We start from the raw sequence: 18502 nt of genomic DNA, 5'->3' as shown, positions 1-18502 counted from the left end.
ATTAAATACTAAATATCAAACCGAGATTGTACTTAATTTTATTAATTAATTGTGAAGTTAATTTAGAGAACCAAAATAACGGTAATTGTGATTTTATTTAGATGAGCAAAAATTTGATTTACAGTAAAATTACCTGTCTAATTAAACAAGATTCATCTAATATTTAAAAATTACTAATAGAAATTAAAAATTAGTATGTATATTTACGCAAGCCAATCAAAAAAAGGTGAGATGCCCCTTGTTGTAGTGAAGTTTATAGTCCAATACGCTTGGGTTAAGAAAGGGTACAAATCTTAATATTGTCTATGCCTAAAGGGACTTGCTCTAGACTTTTTTAGAAAAAGTGCGATTATTGCTTTTTTACTCAGAACTCGTTTCTGGGCTAACGGTGACTCAGCACTGTTTCGGTAAGTCCTACACCTTTTGCTTTCTTGTTTGATAAGGCAGAATGGGAAAGATTTACTTATATCTACCTGAGAACAGGAGAGATCAGCTCCAGTTTCGTGCTGTCATCGATAAAATGTATTTAAAGTAGCCACAAACACGCTTTCATGATTCCTATCGTTATTGAACAATCGGGTCGGGGTGAACGCGCCTTTGACATCTACTCACGGCTTTTGCGTGAGCGCATCATCTTTTTGGGGCAACAGGTTGACAACAACATCGCTAACTTGATTGTTGCCCAACTGCTGTATTTGGATGCTGAAGACTCGGAGAAAGACATTTATATGTATATCAATTCTCCCGGTGGTTCGGTGACGGCTGGCATGGGCATTTTTGACACAATGAAGCACATTCGCCCTGATGTCTGTACTATTTGTACGGGATTGGCGGCGAGTATGGGCGCTTTTCTCCTCAGCGCTGGTGCTAAGGGTAAGCGAATGAGTCTACCCCATTCTCGGATTATGATTCATCAACCTCTAGGCGGCGCTCAGGGACAGGCGACTGATATTGAAATTCAGGCGCGGGAAATTCTGTATCACAAGCGGCGGCTAAACGACTATTTAGCTGAACATACAGGTCAACCAATTGAGCGGATTGCTGAAGATACTGAACGTGACTTCTTCATGTCGCCAGAGGAAGCCAGGGAATATGGTTTGATTGACCAAGTAATTGACCGTCACGCTGCTGGTAGCCGTCCAGCAGTTGCTGTTCTTAATTAATAGTCGTGATTGACAAATGGTGATTTACTACTTTTAATTCAATACGCTTGGTGTTAGCCATAAAAACCTTAACCTGCGTAGGTTGGGTTGAGGAACAAAACCCAACAATTAATTAACCCTTGATGTTGGGTTTCACTTTCCTGCGGGACGCTACGCGAACGTTCCACCCAACCTACGATTATCCTTAACCCAAGTGTATTGACTTTTAATTCTTTTAAGCCCGAAAAATAACCCCTCTTCATAAGTAAAGAGGGGTTATTTTTGGACAAATGACAAATCAAAATCCCGCTAATGGGTCTGGCTCAGATTGAAGGTATTTGAGGAATCCGTGCAATTCTTCTTCGGTTAGCAAAGTGCGGCCTCGCTTGCCGTAGGTTTTAATCAGATGCTCGCGTCCCTGTTCTGGTGTCCAGCTTAAGCGCTGAAGTTCGACATCTGTTTTAGCAATTACATCCGATAAATCTACAGGTTCAGCTTTCTTCTTTCTCTTTCCTGCCCCTGACGGGGTGTTGACATCTTCTTGAGGGCTATAACTGCGAGGTGTAAATGGTGTGACGTTATTAGTAGAAATTCCTGGAAAGGTTTGATTTTCCATCTGACTACTAGACATCATTTCCAAGTTTTCAGATGAAGGATCAAATTCTAGCTCCAGGTTAGCAATCACAGGAGGGTGTTGGTCTAAATCCTGGCTATAGGTATCGCTTGCGCTTCGCGTCTCGGTTGTAAGTTGGATTATGCTGGCAGGAGTTGGCGCGTTTACATCATCGGTTGCTGGTTCTGGTTTGATGTTCCGTACTCTGGAAGGCGGCATAGATATTTCTTTGTCGCTGACCACTGACCACTGATGACTAACAAAATCCTCATCTTTTACAGAGGAATAAGCAGATTCATTTAATCCACCTTTGATGTTCAAGGAAGGGTTCAGCTGCACCTGTGAAATTGGATTTGAGGTAAATGCCACTGATTCTGGTGCCGCATTTGTAATACCCAAAACTATCAGCGCCCTAGTTCTAGCTTGGTCTTCTGCTGCTTCTACTGTTTCTGCTGCTGCCATACCAGTAGCACGGGTTACACCTTCAATTTGCACGCTTGCCCGGACAATATATTTTCCTTGAAAAATTTGTACTAATTCCGAAATAAGACTGCCCTTGGGATACAAGCTCTGGAATTGAGCCAACATAATACTGTTACCAATCTAAATCTGTTTAATAACGGGGTCGACATTGCCTCTATGCTCAAGCGAGGTAAGCTGCCCTTACTTTAATTTACATCTAGTGGATAGCCAAGATGCGAGCCATGATTGCATTTATTGATTTTGAATTGCTTGCCATGTGTCATCAGTTTCTTTGGAGGCGATGAGCAGGCATAATCCATCCTCTGGCTCATCAAGGTGATATTCTGGCTTTGTCTCGTGTTCCAATTGTAGCAGTAGCTCTTTTTTGAAGAAATTTTTGGCTAGTGCCAACTTCCCTGGGTAGTCTTGCATATAATGCTATATTAATTACCCAACTCGATGTCTAGAACTATTTTCTGGAAGTGCGCTCTAAATCTACAATAATGAAGATAAGGTTCGCCCTCACTGCTCATTAAGCTGCTCACCTAATTGTTACCGATTCTACATGTGGGAAAATTGGGTTCACCAGCAGTTCCTCCTAGTTAAAAATCAGAGTCTAATAGCGTAAAATTACCTTCAATCTAGACAATCAAACACCTGTAGTTTTGACGCCACTTGCTCTTGAGGAAACCCCAAGACCGCAGTGGCTCCCCTGCATAGCGCTTTTGGGCAGCATGGAGAGTTCTCTAAACCCAGCTAGCTTCTCAAAAACCAGTCGCGTAATTACCTAGTGGGGCTAAATCTTAATCAGGCGTGCTTTCTAAGTTTGGTTAGATAAAGGAACTTGAACGCAGGCGAACTCTGAGAACATCGTGCAGTGAGAAGTTCGTAGATGCCTAGAGTTGTCGGTGGGTCGGCTTCCTTTGCTCGGAACTTCTCCTGAAGAGCGGGGCGCTGTGCATAGCTTGCTTCCCTGAAAGGGTACGGAGACACTACGCAAGCGGGAGCAGTTTCCCGCAAGCCTGGGTCGGCTTCCTTTCCTTAGAACTTAGGAAGCCTTGCCTCAGGGCAATTCGTTTCTAGCTTATTTCTGTAAGCCGTGAGGGAATACAGGAAAGAACCAGATTAAACAAAAATGATGTTTTGACCAAAGGTCGGTTCACTGCATGGAATTTTCAATCGCTACACTCCTTGCCAATTTCACCGATGATAAATTGGTAGCTCGTAAAGTTTTGGAAAAGAAACTCGGTTGCGAGGATGAAAAAAGTTTACAAAAACTTCACATTGCTTTAGATGTTCTGGAAAAAATCGGTCTTTTGGTGAAAGAACGGGGCAAGTATCGCCGTGTCTCAGAAGAGGGAATAATCGAAGCAAAACTCCGTTGTTCTAGTAAAGGTTTTTGCTTTGCTATTCAGGATGTGGAAGGAGCCGAGGATATTTACATCCGCGAAAGTCATTTGAGTAATGCTTGGAATGGCGATCGCGTTTTGGTAAGAGTTCTGAAAGAAGGCAGTCGTCGTCGCTCTCCTGAAGGAGAGGTGAAGCTGATTTTAGAACGTTCCAACCACACGTTACTGGCACGAATTAAGCAGGTGGAAAGCGGTTTCCGGGCTGTGCCCTTAGATGATCGATTGCTGTTTGAACTCAAGATCCAACCTAACGGGGCGAAATTGGAAGAAGCGATCGATCACCTGGTTCATGTGGAAGTTTTGCGTTATCCGTTGGCACAATATCCTCCCCTCGGTCGAGTGGTGCAAATTCTCGGTAGCGATGCCGAAGCTGCTGCTGATATAGATTTGGTAACATGCAAGCACGACCTTTCCCGGACTTTCCCGGATAATGTGTTAGAAGCCGCCGCCAAGTTACCCAAAAAGCTACTCAAAGCAGACCTAAAAAACCGGCTGGATTTACGTAATTTATTTACCTTCACTATTGAAGGGGTAAATGGCGATGACAAAGTTATAGAAAACGCTTTTAGTTTGGAAAAAAACCTGGCCGGAAATTGGCTTTTGGGCGTTCATATCACTGATGTTTCTCACTATGTCCAGCCTGACGAACCCCTAGATCGAGAAGCATTCAAACGAGGTAAATCAGTATATCTGGGAGAATTAGTGCTGCCAATGTTGCCAGCAAGTGTGGCAGAACGCTGTTCTTTAGTAGCCGGAAGCGATCGCTTAACCATCTCTTTTTTAATTACAATTGATCCCCAATCTGGACAAGTGCTGGAGTGGGAAATTCAATCTAGTGTGATCAATGTAGAAACTGCACTGAGTACTGAACTTGCCCAGGCAATTCTTTTAGGTGAAGCTCAAGATCAATCCCCACAGGTTTCCCAAATACTGCAAGACCTCCAAGCTTTGCAAACAGCCGTGAAACAGGTGAGGTTGACTCGTGGTAGTCTCCAGTTGAATCTGCCGCCCAGTCAAAACGCTTATTATGATGAGGGGATTCTCGGTACTGTGGTGGTGAATGATTTACCCGTGCGATCGCTATTCACGGAGTTGGTGCTACTAATTAATCAACTGATCGCAACTCACTTAAATGCCCTTGGTGTTCCTGCCATCTGGCGAGTTCAAGGCACACCCGATGTCGAAGATGTCCAGGAAATGCTGAAATTGGCAGTAAATTTAGGCGTTGACCTAACACTAGATCCAGAAGTCGAGATCCAACCTTTAGATTATCAACATTTGACCACAGCTTTTGCCGAATCCCCCTCAGAGCAAGTCCTTACTTACTTATTACAAGATACACTTAAGGTATCTGCGTACAGCACCACCAAAGGATCTCACTTTGGTCTGGCACTACCGCAATATAGCCACTTTAGCGCTCCCTTGCGGCGTTACCCAGATTTGCTCATGCAGAGAGTGTATTACACGCTACTCGAAAACGGACGCGATCGCCGCAATACCCGTGTCAGAGAGCGCGTTAACCTGCGCCACTCTTCCAGCCACGAGGAAATCAACTGGAACGTTTTACCCCCAGAATTGCAACAAGAACTCCAAAGCGATTTAACTAGGGTAATTGTTCAAATCAACGACCGAGAAAAAGAAGTCCAAGAAGCTGAAGCCGATTTAGCCGGACTACAAAAAGCTCAACTGATGAAGCAGCGCATCGGTCAGGTATTTCAAGGGGTGATTACTGGTGTTCAATCCTACGGTTTCTTTGTGGAAATTGAAGTACCAGCCGCCGAGGTAGAATCCAGCAATAATCCTGGTGTGCCTTTGAGGGTAGAAGGATTAGTACACGTCAGTTCTCTCAAAGACGATTGGTATGAATATCGCGCCAGACAACAAGCACTGTTTGGTCGCAAAAATCGCGCTTCCTATAGATTAGGCGATCGCGTCGCCGTACAAGTAAAAAGTGTCGATTACTACCGTCAGCAAATTGATTTGGTAACCGTCGGTAGTGATGGTGTCGCCAAAGGTTTAGCTGGTAGTGGTTCCAATGACGACCTTTCAGAGCTTTACTTACGAAATGATATTGAGCCTGATGACTTAGACCCTTACTCTGAAGATGAGTAAAATTAACTAAAAGTTACGTGTCAAATCACACTAAGCCTCTAATTTTAGGCGTATCGGGCGCATCTGGTCTGATTTACGCTGTTCGCGCGATCAAATTTTTGCTAGAAGCTGAGTATAGTATTGAATTGGTTGCCTCTAAATCAACTTACATGGTTTGGCAGTCCGAACAGGAAATTCGGATGCCATCAGAACCAACTCAACAAGAACAATTTTGGCGGGAGCAAGCTGGAGTTCCGCTTTTGGGTAAACTACGCTGTCATCCTTGGAGTGATATTGGAGCCGGGATTGCCAGTGGTTCCTTTGCCACTTTGGGGATGATGATCATTCCATGCAGCATGAGCACAGTGGCCAAGCTAGCAGTTGGCTTGAGTTCCGATTTATTAGAACGCGCGGCGGATGTCCAACTTAAAGAAGGGCGAAAGCTGGTCATTGTCCCCCGTGAAACGCCTTTTAGCCTGATTCACCTACGTAACTTAACTTCTTTGGCAGAAGTTGGAATCAGAATTGTTCCCGCTATTCCCGCCTGGTATCACAATCCCCAAACCATTGAGGATTTAGTTGATTTTGTAGTTGCCCGTGCTTTAGATCAACTAGATATTGACTGCATCCCAATTCAACGGTGGCAAGGTCGTCGCTAATCCCCTCGGCGGATTTATCATAAATTTCACAATAGTCCTAAAAGGGTAATGATAGAGATGGCTGATAGTGTTAGTAGTCAGTGAACAATAATCAGTGAAGAGAATCAGACTGACCACTGGCCACTAACCACTGACCACTGACCACTGACAAATGACAAAAATGCTATGGCTGTAATTCGCTTAATTCTATTGGTGGCGGTATTAGGAGGACTAACACTGTTGTTAGTTCAAAATTGGTCACCTGGTCTATCGCTAGTATTTTTGGGCGTGCGGACTCAACCATTACCATTAGCGATGTGGATTTTGTTCAGTACTGCTACTGGTGCTTTCACATCTCTATTGATTGCTACCTTGTTTAACTTATCCAATTATTTTGCGCCAAGACAACGCCAAAATTCTGAAAGAACAACAGCAAGTTCATCTCGTGCAAAGGCAACTCGTAGAAAAGAACCTACATCTAGTCCACCACCAGCTAGTAAAAAAGAAGAGCCTACCAGTGATGTATTTGATGATTGGGAGACAAATGGCAGTAGAGATGATGATTGGAATTTTGATGAAAAGTCAGAGGAAACGCCTACCCCTAATCCTCAAACTCAACAGTCTAGCGACTCTAAAACTTACGAACGTCAATCAGAAGTTAAAAGCAGTTCTGGATCTGGTTCGGTTTACTCATACAGCTACCGTGAGCCAAAAAATACATCTGCGGGAAAAACTGAATCAATTTACGATGCTGATTACCGGGTAATTATTCCCCCTTATCAGCCACCAACTACCAATCAAGCGGATGATGATTGGGAATTTTTTGATGATGATGATGATTTTGAGGATGATGATAAACGTTCCCGTCGATGAGACGTAGCAGACTACTTCTCTACTTGACACTACACTGCTCTCTAGACTCTTGCTTGACCTTACCAGTCATGGCAGCTTCCTGCAAAATCATAAAAGCATTAAAATCTTCCAAGTCATACCGGGTAGTCAACAGTTGTCGTAGTTGATTTTCAGCTTCCACTGTCAAATAGCCAGTTGCTAAAGCTTTTTGTACAACGTCACGAATTCGAGTCATAGTTGACACCTCATTCATACTATATTTATTCATTCAGGCTTATTGGGGTGAAATATGCAGTAGTCTTTGTGTCCAAGCTTCAACTTTGCAAAGCTTTTTTGGAAAATTGCGGAAAATAAGTCATAATTTACACCTTTATCGGAAACATTTAATTGATCGGGGCTTGTTATAACTAGATTTTTAGAATAACGACCTTGTGTTGGTAGAAACACAGTATTGTGTATACTTAAAATTAGCCACCAGAGTTAAAATCCGGACTATTTAAATAGACAGAAATTGTTTGGATAAAGTTTCAAACAAGCTATGTTAATTTTTTCGTTAAGCATAGCGATCGCTATACAGCAATTACCAAGTTACATCAGGAAAATTACTACACTTCTTAGAAATTCATCCTTTATTTTTGAACGCGAAGGTGTAAGTCTCAATCAGTATATTGTGTCTTTATTGAGTGCATTGGCTTAATTTATCCGGTTGCGCGATCGCTGCAAAACTCTGTATTTTTAAATCCTAGATTGAGTGGTTGGGTTTATAATTAGAAACTGTGACTCAAACTCACAATTGGAGCGAAGCAACTGGTGAGCAGCTTATTACAAGGAGTCAACCTGTACTTAATTGGCATGATGGGCGTTGGTAAGACAACAGTAGGGCACTTACTAGCAAAGGATCTGGGTTACAGGTTTGTGGATACCGATAATGTCATTGCCCAAGCAACAGGTAAATCTATCAATGAGTTATTTGCACAAGTTGGGGAAGCAGGGTTTCGCCAGTTAGAAAGCGATGTCCTTTCACAAGTCTGTGCTTTTACAAAATTGACTATAGCAACCGGTGGAGGGATTGTACTGCGGCGAGAAAATTGGGGTTACTTGCACCACGGTTTGATAGTGTGGCTAGATGCGCCAGTAGAACTACTTTACAGCCGTTTAGTTGAGGATACCACAAGACCCCTCCTGCAAGATGCTGACCTCAAGGGCAGGTTGCGATCGCTCCTTGAACAACGAACACCACTTTACTCTCAAGCCGATCTGCGAATAACCTTGCAAGAAGGAGATACACCTGAAGACGTTGCCAAGCGAGTACTTGAGGCAATTCCTAGCGTTCTCAAACCACAAGTTTCTCATTAGGAAAACTCAAATTACCAAATTTTGGTCATCCGTAGGATAAACTCGGGTAATTCTGGATTGCCACTAACTGCTTCGGGATTTTCCAAAATCTCAACTTCTCGATTAGGACGGTAAATGTAGACTTTTCGATAGACAAACTGAAGCTACTTGTGTACAAGACGTATTCACCAAGGTACTGTTTGTAGGTTTTCAACTTCTTGAAAATGAGCATCTCGCGTAACAAGAATTAAATTATACTGAATTGCAACAGATGCAATCCAAATATCATTTTCGGGTAATGGACGACCTTTGAGGCGCAATTTATTCTTAACTTCACCATATTTATAGGCAGTTTCTACATCACATCCAATGACCGTATTTCTGGCAATGAACTCCTCAATACGTTCTAAATTTCCTTGCGATCGCCCTGATTTTCTTGCTCCGTAGAATAATTCACCAATAGCAACACTGGGAATAAAAATTTCTTCTGCATTTACTAGCTGATTATTTACTGCGATATCATTTGCAAATAAAGCAATAATAATATTAGTGTCAAGCAGGTATCTACCACTCATCTATATCTACCTGTTCGCAACCTTGTTCAATTGCTTCGCGCATCAACTGAATATCGTTTGGCGGTATTGTACCTGCAAAATTTAATAATTGTCTACCTGGAACACCATGAATTTGCGAACCTACTAAAGTTCGGGCAAACTCCAGCACTCGATATTGCAAGTCTTCAGGCATAACTTTTAATTCTTCAATTAGCCGATTAAGAATCGGTGTATCCATATTTCTCCTGATAATTTTCGATTCTGGTTGCTAGTCCTTCTTTTATAGATTTTCACATTTCTGAAACGAACTAAACAGCTATGGCTGATCAGTACAAAAATACTCAACTTTGGCAGCAGAGATTGTGAGGAGTTACAAAGTCTTCTACACTGACTGAAATAGGTTTTAACTCTTTCTGTTAGGCTCCTCATGACGGTCAACGATTCTGAATACATCAGGCAAACTGAAGCCACTCGTGTACGTGTACTAAGCGAAGCACTACCTTATATTCAACAATTCGCCGGTCGCACTGTTGTTGTCAAATATGGTGGCGCAGCAATGAAAGATAGCACACTCAAAGACAAAGTTATCCGCGATATTGTATTCTTATCGTGCGTTGGCTTGCGCCCAATTGTAGTACATGGCGGTGGCCCGGAAATTAACAGTTGGTTAGATAAGCTGGGAATCGAACCACAATTTAAGAACGGTCTGCGAGTCACTGATGCTGCCACAATGGATGTGGTGGAAATGGTTTTAGTTGGTCGAGTTAACAAAGAAATTGTCGCGCTAATTAACCAAGCTGGTGGTTTGGCTGTAGGACTTTGCGGTAAAGACGGTAATCTATTTACAGCCCGTCCCCAAGGCCAAGAAGGCATAGGTTTTGTGGGGGAAGTCAGCAATGTGAATATCAAGATTTTGGACACCCTCGCTAGCAATGGCTATATTCCGGTAGTGTCCAGCGTTGCCGCAGACGAAACGGGACAAGCTTATAACATTAACGCCGATACTGTAGCTGGAGAAATCGCTGCTGCATTAGGAGCAGAAAAGTTAATTTTACTGACCGACACTAGTGGAATTTTAAGAGATTACAAAGACCCATCTACTTTGATTCCAAAAGTAGATATTCGTGAAGCCCGCGAGTTGATTGCTGATGGTGTAGTTAGCGGTGGGATGATTCCTAAAGTCAGTTGTTGTGTGCGATCGCTTGCTCAAGGAGTCCGTGCAGCACACATTATCGATGGTCGCATTCCCCACGCTCTGTTACTAGAAATCTTTACTGATGTTGGGATCGGGACAATGATTCTTGGTTCGCAGTTTACGTCTTAAGAGTGCTGAGTCAGGAATGAGGAGTGAGGAGTGCTAAGTAAAAAGTTCTCCTCCTGCCCCCTGCCCCTATTCCCCTAACGGGGATAGGTAATAAAAACACGCGATCGCCCGCCACTAAATGGGGTACGACGCCATGAGTTATTTATAATCACCGGATTAACTAGGGTTGAGTCTTGAATTGTCGGATTAATCAAAGTTGGATTAATAAACGTGGAATTCCTCACGTTCTGCCTTACCTGGGGATAGTAATAATCGGGGTAATTATTATTGTGTCTTGGCATTAGTCCTGTTGCTGGGTCTACAGGCATAGGAGTGGGAATCGGACTCCCATAAATAAAAGAACCAACAGCAGGCGATTGCCTAACTCCATAAGCGCCATCAATTATGATCACACGCTCGGCAGAGGCCGGGGCAATGCTTATACCCATTACTGCTAAGGTCATGCCTGCTAAGAGCCAATTCAGTTGGGAATGCTTGATTTTCAACATATTTTGTTCACCTGCATTTGATACCGGAATTTTTAATCAGAAAATAATCACAGCTACTTAATTTAAATTTTAGAAGTTTATCCACTTTCAGGTTGCCGGCTTGTAAAAAGATTCCAAAAAGATTGCTGGCATTGGCAAAATAAAAACAGTGCTGATTTGTATATAAAACGTGAGTGCAGAAAGTTTAGAAATTGCTAAAACCCGTTACCAGGCTGGGAAAGTTGCCTTTGAAAATGGGCAATACCGCGAAGCCGTAGAAAATCTAGAAAAGGCCAGCGCTCTGTTAGCTCCTAATTCTCGCCTTGGGGGAGAAGTAGAAATTTGGTTAGTGACAGCTTATGAAGCAGATGGACGCGCGGATGATGCGATCGCTCTTTGCGAAAGACTCAAGCGCCATCCTCATTTTGAAACCAGTAAACAAGCACGACAGATGCTTTACATCCTAAAAGCACCAAAGCTGAAAAGACCCAGCGAGTGGATGACCCAAATTCCCGATTTGGGCACACTACCTGATAATGAACTCAAAATTTCTGTAGCTGCTAAACCGATTAAATCTTCTGTGCAGCAGAAGCCTAAACCTACGGAGCCAGAATTCGTTGACCTCAGTCAGGTCAATACCAGAGATAATCGCTTTATCTGGGTAGCGTTAATTGCCATTGGCTTAACCATTTCGTACTTGGTTTGGTTAAGTTTTTCGGGAACCCCCGGCTGATGCCAATTTTAGATTCTTTTGGTTCATGCCGGACTAACGTCCCGCTACGTAACACCCCTTGCAATACCGTTCGGATAAGATCCCCCCGCCTGTGGCGACCCCCTTAAAAAGGGGGTAAAAGAGATATTAGCCCCCCTTTTTAAGGTGGGTTGGGGGGATCTTCGAGGAATAAACACGTTAACCGAACTGTATTGACACCCCTTGTGGGTGACACAAATCCAAAATCCCAAATTTAAAATCTGTTGACTTTTGAGGAGAATTATGGTTATGAATTCTTCAACTTTTGGAAAAATTTTCTTTTGGTTAATCAGACCATCTAGTTTTGTGTTGGCAAAAATGGAATTTCTTTCACGATTAATTGGTCAAAATCGAATGAATCGCGTCTTTCCAAGGCAAAATACTATTTTGTGGCTAGTGCTGTTAACATCCCTGCTACTGACTGGCTGTGTTAAGTACGATTTGGGGATTAACTTTGATAACTCAAATAGTGGCGAAGTCGTACAGCATATTAAGTTGGGAGAACGGCTAACCAGTTTTAGTGGCGATTATGTGTATGAATGGTTAAATAGCATAGAGCGTCGTGCACGTAAGCTTGAGGGTAAAGCGCAGCGAGTTTCCCAGGAAGAAATTATCGTCACAATTCCTTTTAATAGTGGTAGGGAATTGCAAGAGAAGTTCAACGAATTTTTTAACTCCCATGCTAATGAGCCTTCTGAGTCTGTACAGAGCCAATCTGACTCAGAACTGCCGAAAATTGAATCAAACGTACTCTTGGAGCAGAATTATTTTTTACTTTTAGTCCGAAATCGGTTGATTTATGATTTGGATTTGCGATCGCTATCTCTAATTGCCAGTAAAGGTAACGTCCTGGCTAATGCTGGTTCAATTCTTGATTTGGAATTTAGCTTGAAGACTCCTTGGGGAGCCAAAAATATTCAACAAACTGAAACTGCGATTACGCCAGAAAAGAATGGCAATCAACTAGTGTGGAAACTCCAGCCTGGTCAGCTAAACCATATAGAAACGGTTTTCTGGCTTCCCAGTCCCCTTGGTATTGGTGCATTGTTGATTATCTTGTTTGTCTGGGGAGGCTTGTACTTGAGATACAATTTCATGCCAGACCCCAGAATTCAGTTTCCTCCCAAAGTAGCCACCGCTCAAGACCAGTAGACTATTCATCTCAGTGCTGAGTTATGAGTGCTGAGTGCTGAGTTATGAGTGCCTACGGTGTACACAAAGTCGAAAAAAGCTCGATTTCCCATTGTTCTCTCGTTCCCATGCAGAGCATGGGAATGGCTGATTAGGGGCTGCTGCCTTCAGTTAGACATTGAGCCAGAGACTCAATGAATGCATTCCCAGGCGGCAGCCCAGGAACGAGGAAAGCCTTATCAAGTTGGGTTTTTAGGACTTGTGTGTACACCGTAGGTGCTGAGTGCTGAGTTACCCACAGTATGTACATTGTGCAGGTATCTGATAGGAAAGACATCAGAATACTGACTGGGCAAGCATCAGGATTTTTAGAAACCGATATCGATAAGTTACCCAAAATTGTCTAACAGTTACTTTATGGAAACTACTTTACTTTAGTAACTACTTACTTTTAGTATCTAATGTAATGCTTTGAAATTGAGACTCAAAAATACTAAAAGCAGTAAATCCTAACAATCAGGAGATATTTGGTGGTAAACATCCTACATATTGATTCCAGCCCCCGTGCTGAACGATCGCACTCCAGAGAACTATCTAAAGAATTCGTCAGTGGTTGGAAAGCAGAGCATCCTGAAGATGCGATCGCTTATCGAGATTTAGGCCATCACCCAGTTCCTCACGTCGATGAACCTTGGATTGCAGCATCATTCTCACCACCAGAAACCCATACCCCAGAATTAACTGAGGCAATTAGGATTTCTAACGAGTTAGTGGATGAGTTTTTGGCTGCCGATCGCTACGTCTTTGGAGTGCCAATGTATAACTTTAATATACCTTCCACTTTCAAGGCTTACATTGACCAAATAGTTCGCCCTAACCGGACTTTTGCTATAGATCCTCAAGGCTTAAGAGGCTTAGTCGAGGGTAAAAAGGCAGTTATCATTACATCTCGCGGCAACGACTTTAGAGCGACATCTCCTTACGCTGCTTATGACTTCCAAGAACCATACCTGCGGGCAATTTTCGGCTTTATTGGGCTTACAGACATTCAATTTATTAACGCTAATAGCTTGACTGAAGGTGATGATGCCCGTACCCAATCTCTATCAGAAGCACGGGCAGCGATTCAAGATGCGATCGCCCAGTGGTAGAGGGACGGGGACACGGGGAAAATTCCTCTGCTCCCTGCCCCCTGCCCCCTGCCTCCTTCAAGGTGACAATCGCTCAATTTTCCAAGTGCCATTATCTAAACGGCTATAAAGCAAGCGATCGTGCAGACGACTAGGACGGCCTTGCCAAAACTCAATTTCTGTGGGGATCACTCGTAAACCTCCCCAATGAGGTGGTCGGGGAATCTCCTCATTTTCATATTTGCTGTGGAAGTCCTGCAAGCGTCGTTCAAGAACCTCTCGGCTTTCTATCACCTCGCTTTGATTAGATACCCACGCACCCAGGCGACTTTTGGTAGGGCGACTTTCAAAATACTGGTCGGACTCGGTTTCGGAAACTTTCTCCACATACCCAGAAATTCGGACTTGACGTTCCAGTTCTGCCCACCAGAAGACTAAAGCCGCCTGGGGATTTTCTACCAGTTCTTTTCCTTTGTGACTGTTGTAGTTGGTGAATAAGACAAAGCCCCGTTCATCAAAATCTTTGAGCAGCACCATTCTAGCCGAGGGCTTACCGTCTGGGGTAGCAGTAGCAACGGTCATGGCATTGGGTTCGGGGAGTTGTGCTGCTAGTGCTTGCTCGAACCATTTTTTAAATTGGATAAAGGGATTGAGGTCTACTTCGAGTTCGCTCAAACCTTCCAAGGTGTAGTCTTTACGAAGGTCAGCTACAGTTTTGTCCATTTTGATTTGGTTCCTTGCTATCAGATACGCTTATACATGTCTCTGTTAAAAATATCTATGATGATGATCAGTACCATCAAGAATTTTACAAATTCTCTCAAGGAATAACTAAAATAGGTTGCATAAGATGCGCCGTTCGGCCTCCCTTCAACGCCTGTTAATTTATGGTCTGAGCGGCCCAATTATCGCTCTAAATGTGTGGCTGCTGTCGGTGCTTTTTCGCTATTTCCAGCATCCCATTACCGTCTTGAGCATTGCGGCGATTCTGGCTTTTCTGCTAAATTATCCGGTTAAGTTCTTTGAACTTGCTCAAATCACTCGCGCTCAGTCCGTGATTATAGTTTTACTTGTAACATTAACTTTGTTTGGGATTCTAGGTGTCACCCTAGTACCGTTGATCATTGAGCAAACAATCCAACTGTTAAATAAGATCCCTGATTGGTTAACTGCCAGCCAAGCAAACCTAGAGATGTTTGAGATGCTGGCCAAACAACGACGTTTACCACTTGATCTGAGAGTTGTAAGCAGTCAAATCAATGCCAACATTCAGAATCTAGTGCAACAGCTAGCTTCTGGTGCAGTAGGATTTGCTGGAACCCTGCTGTCAGGATTACTTGACGTAGTGTTAGTAGTGGTGCTGGCTTTTTATATGCTTTTATATGGCGATCGCGTCTGGTATGGTCTGATCAATCTTTTACCCTCTAATATTGGAGATCCCCTCACCACATCCTTACGCCTAAATTTCCAGAACTTCTTCCTCAGCCAGTTGTTACTAGGACTGTTCATGGTGCTAACCCTGACACCAATTTTCTTAGTAATGAAGGTACCATTTGCCCTGTTGTTTGCCATATTAATTGGTATTTCAGAACTCATTCCCTTTATCGGGGCATCTCTAGGCATTGGTCTAGTGACGATTTTAGTACTGCTGCAAAATTGGTGGTTGGCAGTTCAAGTTGCGATCGCGGCGATTCTCATGCAGCAAGTTAAAGATAACCTGTTAGCTCCCAGATTACTCGGCAACTTTATCGGACTGAATCCCATTTGGATTTTTGTGGCTATTTTGATGGGATTTGAGATTGCTGGATTGTTGGGGACACTTGTTGCTGTTCCCATCGCTGGTACTATTAAAGGCACTTTCGATGCGATCAAGAGCGGCAAGCCGAGTGACTTTGTATCAACTGTCACTATTGCTCATGACCCGCCCCCCGATTAAGGCTACGGTGTACACACAAGTCTTTTAGAGTTGCCCCACAGGCTTTTGATCCCCCCAACCCCCCTTAAAAAAGGGGGCAAAAAGCTCTCAAAGTCCGCCTTTTTAAGGGGATTTAGGGGGATCTACGACGATTTTGGTTTTTTAGAAAGATGTGTGTACAGCGTAGCCGATTAATGGGACAGGGAAGCAGAGGAGCAAAGAATAACAATGCCCAATGCCCAATGCCCAAGGTTAAAAGTTGCATAATCTGATCTCACAATTCACAATGGTGATTGATTACAAATTTCAAAGGATACTGCGAGCAGGAAATTCCTAAATAAAAGAAGCGCAAGCGAATGTATAGAGTGTACGCTTTGCTAATAGTCAATGAGTTTAGTGCTGAATTTACGGTTTTTTGATTCTCATTAATTAACTTAGAACCTGTTGATGGAAGCTTCCGAGCTATTAGAAACAATCACACTTCTGATTTATCAAGCCCAGCAGGGGGAAATTGACCCTTGGGATGTCCAAGTGATTGAGGTGATTGACCGTTACTTAGAACTGATGGCACCGGAGGCAATAGGAAGAGGCTATGAAGCGGACTTGTCTCAATCTGGACAAGCATTTTTGTCAGCATCAATGCTGGTATTATTCAAAGCAAATACCTTGATGCAATTGTCAACAGTAGGAGATGCAGAAGATGATCCCCTGTTGTCAGATGAAGATGGTGTATCACATCAGGGTCATCGTCTACCATTAGAACGGCAATTGCGTCGTCGTCCAGCAGCAATGCCACCGCCAAAACGCCGGGTGACTCTGCAAGAGCTAATTGAGCAATTGCAAATCATGGCGAACCAGCTAAAACTAGTAGAAAAAGTCAGCAAACCTATCCGTCCCAGGCGTCAACCTAGCGTCCAAAGTATGCGGGAGGCGCTGGAGTTAGCTCACCAGGAAAATCTGACAGAAGTAGCCGGAGAACTGGAACAGGTGTTGAATTCATCGGCAAGAGAGCTATGTTTAGAACAAAATTGGTTGAATTTAGAACAACTTGTAGAGTTGTGGATTCAGACAAAGCTTCTCAACCAAAATGGATCTGGACATGAGTCTAAACACACTAACCTAGTTAGCGTTTTCTGGGCGCTACTACTACTCTCGGCTCAATCAAAAGTAGAGCTAGTTCAAGAGGAGTTTTACGATGAAATTAAAATTCGCTTACTTACAGATTCAGCTAACATCTGCAAACCTTTTGAGCACCCGATGAACTAAGAAAGCCAAAAGTAGCCCTACAGATAATTGACATATTTTTGCTTCAACCCCAAAATCCGAGTAAATTGAAAAGATAAGCGATCGCTTGTCATCTAAGTATACTTATGGTTGCAATAACCACTAAATTCTTGTTATCTCTGTTTTGATGGATGGCTTACAGCAGAAATAAAACTGATGATTAAGTATCACTCGATGAAAGTAAACTGGTTTGTGGTTGAGGAATAAATTTTTATGAAAGCGATGATTCTCGCAGCTGGTAAGGGTACTCGCGTGCGTCCGATTACCTATACAATTCCCAAACCGATGATTCCCATCTTGCAAAAACCAGTGATGGAGTTCTTACTAGAACTGTTACGCCAACATGGATTTGACCAAATTATGGTCAACGTTAGTCATTTGGCTGAGGAAATAGAAAATTATTTCCGTGACGGTCAACGGTTTGGTGTGCAGATTGCCTATTCCTTTGAAGGGAAAATTGATGACGACGGTAAACTAGTCGGCGAAGCAATAGGTTCTGCTGGAGGGATGCGGCGCATCCAAGATTTCTCACCGTTTTTTGATGATACCTTTGTGGTTTTGTGCGGTGATGCCTTGATTGACTTGGATTTGACTGCGGCGGTTAAATGGCATAAAGCTAAAGGGGCGATCGCTACTATTATCACGAAATCTGTCCCCAAGGAAGAAGTTTCTAGCTACGGTGTGGTTGTCACTGACGAAGACGGACGCATCAAAGCTTTCCAAGAAAAGCCCTCAACTGAAGAAGCCCTCAGCACCAACATCAACACAGGTATTTACATCTTTGAGCCAGAAGTATTTAATTACATTCCTTCTGAAGTCGAGTATGACATCGGTGGTCAATTGTTCCCGAAATTGGTGGAAATCGACGCCCCCTTCTACGCCATCCCTATGGACTTTGAATGGGTAGATATTGGTAAAGTACCAGACTATTGGCGGGCGATTCGCGGTGTACTGCTGGGTGAAATCAAAAATGTGCAAATCCCCGGTCATGAAGTTGCCCCTGGTATCTACACTGGCTTAAATGTCGCTGTAAATTGGGACAAAGTAGATATCACAGGCCCAGTTTACATTGGTGGCATGACGAGAATAGAAGACGGAGCTAAAATTGTCGGCCCGGCAATGATTGGCCCCAATTGTTGGATATGTAGTGGCGCAACAGTAGACAACAGCGTGATCTTTGAATGGTCGCGCCTGGGCCCCGGAGTCCGGTTAGTCGATAAGCTGGTCTTTGGACGTTATTGTGTGGATAAAACTGGGGCTGCGATCGATGTTCAAGCGGCTGCTTTAGACTGGCTGATTACCGATGCCCGTCAGACAGTTCCATCACATACCCCAGTTGAACAACAAGCCATAGAAGAATTGTTGGGGACAAATGTAAGTTAGGGAATGGGGCAGGGAGGCAGG

General features: G+C 43.3%; 20 protein-coding genes. 13 read left to right on the top strand and 7 right to left on the bottom strand.

Annotation, left to right across the window (positions count from 1 at the left end; translation table 11 throughout):
* Nucleotides 1–551 precede the first annotated feature (551 nt).
* A complete protein-coding gene (gene clpP, locus F8S12_RS15405) occupies nucleotides 552–1163 on the top strand; it encodes an ATP-dependent Clp endopeptidase proteolytic subunit ClpP (RefSeq protein WP_196517036.1) in 612 nt (203 codons plus the stop codon).
* A gap of 277 nt (nucleotides 1164–1440) precedes the next feature.
* Here the strand turns inward: clpP and F8S12_RS15400 are convergent, their stop codons facing one another.
* On the bottom strand, nucleotides 1441–2343 hold the full coding sequence (locus F8S12_RS15400) for a hypothetical protein (RefSeq protein ID WP_196517035.1): 903 nt from the start codon (nucleotides 2341–2343) through the stop codon (nucleotides 1441–1443).
* Between the two features lie 126 nt (nucleotides 2344–2469).
* Nucleotides 2470–2649 (bottom strand): hypothetical protein, encoded by a 180-nt coding sequence (locus tag F8S12_RS15395; RefSeq protein WP_196517034.1) that lies wholly within the window; start codon nucleotides 2647–2649, stop codon nucleotides 2470–2472.
* Between the two features lie 734 nt (nucleotides 2650–3383).
* Here F8S12_RS15395 and F8S12_RS15390 point away from each other — a divergent pair.
* The 3 genes from F8S12_RS15390 (at nucleotide 3384) to F8S12_RS15380 (ending at nucleotide 7228) form a co-directional block, all read left to right on the top strand.
* Nucleotides 3384–5738 (top strand): ribonuclease R family protein, encoded by a 2355-nt coding sequence (locus tag F8S12_RS15390; protein WP_196517033.1) that lies wholly within the window; start codon nucleotides 3384–3386, stop codon nucleotides 5736–5738.
* Nucleotides 5739–5755: 17 nt separating this feature from the next.
* Nucleotides 5756–6376, top strand: a complete 621-nt coding sequence (locus F8S12_RS15385; protein WP_196517032.1) for a flavin prenyltransferase UbiX — start codon at nucleotides 5756–5758, stop codon at nucleotides 6374–6376.
* 165 nt (nucleotides 6377–6541) lie between these two features.
* Nucleotides 6542–7228 (top strand): LapA family protein, encoded by a 687-nt coding sequence (locus F8S12_RS15380; RefSeq protein ID WP_196517031.1) that lies wholly within the window; start codon nucleotides 6542–6544, stop codon nucleotides 7226–7228.
* A gap of 19 nt (nucleotides 7229–7247) precedes the next feature.
* Here F8S12_RS15380 and F8S12_RS15375 read toward each other — a convergent pair whose 3' ends face one another.
* Nucleotides 7248–7442, bottom strand: coding sequence for a hypothetical protein (locus tag F8S12_RS15375; RefSeq protein WP_196517030.1), 195 nt, complete (start codon nucleotides 7440–7442; stop codon nucleotides 7248–7250).
* Between the two features lie 303 nt (nucleotides 7443–7745).
* On the opposite strand from F8S12_RS15375, the gene F8S12_RS15370 reads away from it, so the two are divergent.
* Both F8S12_RS15370 and F8S12_RS15365 read left to right on the top strand, forming a co-directional pair.
* Nucleotides 7746–7904 (top strand): hypothetical protein, encoded by a 159-nt coding sequence (locus F8S12_RS15370; RefSeq protein ID WP_196517029.1) that lies wholly within the window; start codon nucleotides 7746–7748, stop codon nucleotides 7902–7904.
* Nucleotides 7905–8017: 113 nt separating this feature from the next.
* The gene (locus tag F8S12_RS15365) at nucleotides 8018–8563 is read left to right on the top strand and encodes a shikimate kinase (RefSeq protein WP_196517028.1); all 546 of its coding nucleotides are present in this window, start codon (nucleotides 8018–8020) and stop codon (nucleotides 8561–8563) included.
* A gap of 164 nt (nucleotides 8564–8727) precedes the next feature.
* On the opposite strand, the gene F8S12_RS15360 is transcribed toward F8S12_RS15365, so the two are convergent.
* Both F8S12_RS15360 and F8S12_RS15355 read right to left on the bottom strand, forming a co-directional pair.
* Nucleotides 8728–9117, bottom strand: coding sequence for a type II toxin-antitoxin system VapC family toxin (locus F8S12_RS15360; protein ID WP_196517027.1), 390 nt, complete (start codon nucleotides 9115–9117; stop codon nucleotides 8728–8730).
* Entirely contained in the window at nucleotides 9107–9334 is a 228-nt protein-coding gene (locus F8S12_RS15355; protein ID WP_196517026.1) for a hypothetical protein, read from the bottom strand. Before F8S12_RS15355 ends, F8S12_RS15360 begins: the two co-directional genes overlap by 11 nt.
* A 189-nt stretch (nucleotides 9335–9523) precedes the next feature.
* On the opposite strand from F8S12_RS15355, the gene argB reads away from it, so the two are divergent.
* Nucleotides 9524–10420 carry an acetylglutamate kinase gene (gene argB, locus F8S12_RS15350; protein ID WP_196517025.1) on the top strand — a complete coding sequence of 299 codons (897 nt, stop codon included), beginning with the start codon at nucleotides 9524–9526 and terminating at the stop codon, nucleotides 10418–10420.
* 74 nt (nucleotides 10421–10494) lie between these two features.
* Here the strand turns inward: argB and F8S12_RS15345 are convergent, their stop codons facing one another.
* Nucleotides 10495–10908, bottom strand: coding sequence for a hypothetical protein (locus F8S12_RS15345; protein WP_196517024.1), 414 nt, complete (start codon nucleotides 10906–10908; stop codon nucleotides 10495–10497).
* Between the two features lie 169 nt (nucleotides 10909–11077).
* Between F8S12_RS15345 and bamD the strand changes: the two genes are divergently transcribed.
* The 3 genes from bamD (at nucleotide 11078) to F8S12_RS15330 (ending at nucleotide 13920) form a co-directional block, all read left to right on the top strand.
* The gene (gene bamD, locus F8S12_RS15340) at nucleotides 11078–11620 is read left to right on the top strand and encodes an outer membrane protein assembly factor BamD (protein ID WP_196517023.1); all 543 of its coding nucleotides are present in this window, start codon (nucleotides 11078–11080) and stop codon (nucleotides 11618–11620) included.
* Between the two features lie 267 nt (nucleotides 11621–11887).
* A complete protein-coding gene (locus F8S12_RS15335; RefSeq protein ID WP_196517022.1) occupies nucleotides 11888–12790 on the top strand; it encodes a DUF3153 domain-containing protein in 903 nt (300 codons plus the stop codon).
* 509 nt (nucleotides 12791–13299) lie between these two features.
* Nucleotides 13300–13920: an FMN-dependent NADH-azoreductase gene (locus tag F8S12_RS15330; protein WP_196517021.1), complete on the top strand. Its 621-nt coding sequence runs from the start codon at nucleotides 13300–13302 to the stop codon at nucleotides 13918–13920.
* 57 nt (nucleotides 13921–13977) lie between these two features.
* Here F8S12_RS15330 and pdxH read toward each other — a convergent pair whose 3' ends face one another.
* Nucleotides 13978–14622 carry a pyridoxamine 5'-phosphate oxidase gene (gene pdxH / locus F8S12_RS15325; protein WP_196517020.1) on the bottom strand — a complete coding sequence of 215 codons (645 nt, stop codon included), beginning with the start codon at nucleotides 14620–14622 and terminating at the stop codon, nucleotides 13978–13980.
* A 127-nt stretch (nucleotides 14623–14749) separates the two neighbouring features.
* On the opposite strand from pdxH, the gene F8S12_RS15320 reads away from it, so the two are divergent.
* The 3 genes from F8S12_RS15320 (at nucleotide 14750) to F8S12_RS15310 (ending at nucleotide 18481) form a co-directional block, all read left to right on the top strand.
* The gene (locus F8S12_RS15320) at nucleotides 14750–15835 is read left to right on the top strand and encodes an AI-2E family transporter (protein ID WP_196517019.1); all 1086 of its coding nucleotides are present in this window, start codon (nucleotides 14750–14752) and stop codon (nucleotides 15833–15835) included.
* A 426-nt stretch (nucleotides 15836–16261) separates the two neighbouring features.
* The gene (locus F8S12_RS15315; protein ID WP_196517018.1) at nucleotides 16262–17080 is read left to right on the top strand and encodes a segregation/condensation protein A; all 819 of its coding nucleotides are present in this window, start codon (nucleotides 16262–16264) and stop codon (nucleotides 17078–17080) included.
* A 231-nt stretch (nucleotides 17081–17311) separates the two neighbouring features.
* Nucleotides 17312–18481, top strand: coding sequence for a sugar phosphate nucleotidyltransferase (locus F8S12_RS15310; RefSeq protein ID WP_196517017.1), 1170 nt, complete (start codon nucleotides 17312–17314; stop codon nucleotides 18479–18481).
* Nucleotides 18482–18502 lie beyond the last annotated feature (21 nt).

The organism is Nostoc sp. WHI, assembly GCF_015714725.1.
Taxonomy (GTDB): domain Bacteria; phylum Cyanobacteriota; class Cyanobacteriia; order Cyanobacteriales; family Nostocaceae; genus Nostoc.
Note: the sequence above shows the minus strand (reverse complement) of the source record. Positions and strands in the feature narration are given on the sequence as shown.

Bases quoted from the DNA above. Each gene is read 5' to 3' on its own strand.
- F8S12_RS15310 (WP_196517017.1), top strand. From the start codon at position 17,312: ATGAAAGCGATGATTCTCGCAGCTGGTAAGGGTACTCGCGTGCGTCCG.
- F8S12_RS15315 (WP_196517018.1), top strand. From the start codon at position 16,262: ATGGAAGCTTCCGAGCTATTAGAAACAATCACACTTCTGATTTATCAA.
- pdxH (WP_196517020.1), bottom strand. From the start codon at position 14,622: ATGGACAAAACTGTAGCTGACCTTCGTAAAGACTACACCTTGGAAGGT.
- F8S12_RS15360 (WP_196517027.1), bottom strand. From the start codon at position 9,117: ATGAGTGGTAGATACCTGCTTGACACTAATATTATTATTGCTTTATTT.
- F8S12_RS15320 (WP_196517019.1), top strand. From the start codon at position 14,750: ATGCGCCGTTCGGCCTCCCTTCAACGCCTGTTAATTTATGGTCTGAGC.
- clpP (WP_196517036.1), top strand. From the start codon at position 552: ATGATTCCTATCGTTATTGAACAATCGGGTCGGGGTGAACGCGCCTTT.
- F8S12_RS15335 (WP_196517022.1), top strand. From the start codon at position 11,888: ATGAATTCTTCAACTTTTGGAAAAATTTTCTTTTGGTTAATCAGACCA.
- F8S12_RS15395 (WP_196517034.1), bottom strand. From the start codon at position 2,649: ATGCAAGACTACCCAGGGAAGTTGGCACTAGCCAAAAATTTCTTCAAA.
- F8S12_RS15375 (WP_196517030.1), bottom strand. From the start codon at position 7,442: ATGACTCGAATTCGTGACGTTGTACAAAAAGCTTTAGCAACTGGCTAT.
- F8S12_RS15390 (WP_196517033.1), top strand. From the start codon at position 3,384: ATGGAATTTTCAATCGCTACACTCCTTGCCAATTTCACCGATGATAAA.
- F8S12_RS15345 (WP_196517024.1), bottom strand. From the start codon at position 10,908: ATGTTGAAAATCAAGCATTCCCAACTGAATTGGCTCTTAGCAGGCATG.
- F8S12_RS15370 (WP_196517029.1), top strand. From the start codon at position 7,746: ATGTTAATTTTTTCGTTAAGCATAGCGATCGCTATACAGCAATTACCA.
- F8S12_RS15380 (WP_196517031.1), top strand. From the start codon at position 6,542: ATGGCTGTAATTCGCTTAATTCTATTGGTGGCGGTATTAGGAGGACTA.
- F8S12_RS15400 (WP_196517035.1), bottom strand. From the start codon at position 2,343: ATGTTGGCTCAATTCCAGAGCTTGTATCCCAAGGGCAGTCTTATTTCG.
- argB (WP_196517025.1), top strand. From the start codon at position 9,524: ATGACGGTCAACGATTCTGAATACATCAGGCAAACTGAAGCCACTCGT.
- F8S12_RS15355 (WP_196517026.1), bottom strand. From the start codon at position 9,334: ATGGATACACCGATTCTTAATCGGCTAATTGAAGAATTAAAAGTTATG.